1 protein-coding gene is annotated in these 1,616 nt (G+C 61.4%); it reads right to left on the reverse strand.

Annotated elements, in window-relative coordinates; all coding sequences use genetic code 11:
- Positions 1-1,616, reverse strand: a 1,616-nt coding sequence (locus tag GS630_RS22240; RefSeq protein ID WP_171712271.1) for a bifunctional sulfate adenylyltransferase/adenylylsulfate kinase, incomplete at both ends; no start/stop codon positions are given.

A 1,616-nucleotide genomic window follows, 5' to 3' on the forward strand; every position in this document is an offset into this window, starting at 1 on the left:
ACCTGATGAGCGCAGTTGTCGACTTCGACATTTTCGGTTTCGACGCTCAGTTCAGGGTTTTCCGGCACGTCATAAGGGTCGGAAATACCGGTGAACTCTTTGATCTTGCCCTCGCGGGCCAGCTTGTACAGGCCCTTGCGGTCGCGGCGTTCGCATTCCTCGATGGTGGTCGCGACATGCACTTCGCAGAAGGCACCAAACTGTTCGATCTCTTCGCGCACGGCGCGGCGCGTGGTGGCGTAGGGCGCGATGGGCGCGCAGATGGCGATGCCGCCGTTCTTGGTGATCTCTGAGGCCACATAGCCGATCCGGCGGATGTTCAGGTCGCGGTGCTCTTTCGAGAAGCCCAGTTCGGACGACAGGTTCTTACGCACGATGTCGCCATCCAGCAGCGTCACCGGGCGCCCGCCCATCTCCATCAGCTTGACCATCAGTGCGTTGGCGATGGTGGATTTGCCCGAGCCTGAGAAGCCGGTGAAGAACACGGTAAAGCCCTGCTGGCTGCGCGGCGGTTTGGTCTTGCGCAGCTCGGCCACAACTTCGGGAAAGCTGAACCATTCGGGGATTTCCAGACCCTCGGCCAGACGGCGGCGCAGCTCCGTTCCGGAAATGTTAAGGATTGTCACCTTATCCTTGTCTTTGATCTCGTCATTGGGTTCGTACTGGGCGCGTTCCTGGACGTAGACCATGTGTTTGAAATCGACCATTTCGACGCCGATTTCATCCTGATACTGGCGGAACAGGTCCTGCGCGTCGTACGGGCCATAGAAATCTTCACCCTGGCTGTTTTTGCCCGGGCCTGCGTGGTCGCGGCCAACGATAAAGTGCGTGCAACCGTGGTTGGCGCGGATCAGCCCGTGCCAGACCGCCTCGCGCGGGCCAGCCATGCGCATGGCCAGGTTCAGCAGGCTCATCGAGGTGGTGGACGCCGGGTACTTGTCCAGCACCGCCTCATAACACCGCACGCGGGTGAAGTGATCCACGTCGCCCGGCTTGGTCATGCCGACAACCGGGTGGATCAACAGGTTGGCCTGTGCTTCCTTGGCGGCGCGGAAGGTCAGTTCCTGATGCGCGCGGTGCAGCGGGTTGCGGGTCTGGAAGGCCACGATGCGGCGCCAGCCCAGCTTGCGGAAATAGGCGCGCAGTTCGTTTGGCGTGTCGCGGCGGCCGCGGAAGTCATAGTGAACGGGCTGTTGGATGCCGGTCACGGGGCCACCCAGATAGACTTTGCCGGCCACGTTGTGCAGGTAGTTGACCGCAGGGTGCGCATCGTCATCGGCGCCAAACACCTTCTCGGCCTCACGCGCCTTGTCCGGCGCCCAGCGATCGGTGACGGTCATGGTGGCGAGGATCACGCCCTCCTGGTCACGCAGGGCGATGTCCTGGCCCAGCTCGATACTGTCGGCAAAACCTTCGCTGACATCCAGCGTGATCGGCATCGGCCAGAGCGTGCCGTCAGCCAGGCGCATGTCCTCCACCACGCCGTTGTAATCAGCTTCGGTCAGAAACCCCTTGAGCGGGTTGAACCCGCCATTCATCAGAAGCTCCAGATCGCAGATCTGACGCGGGCTCAGGTCATGGCTGGTCAGATCAGAAGCTTCGAACTTAAGTTTCTG

The organism is Ruegeria sp. HKCCD7303, from assembly GCF_013111185.1.
Classification (GTDB): Bacteria; Pseudomonadota; Alphaproteobacteria; order Rhodobacterales; family Rhodobacteraceae; genus Ruegeria.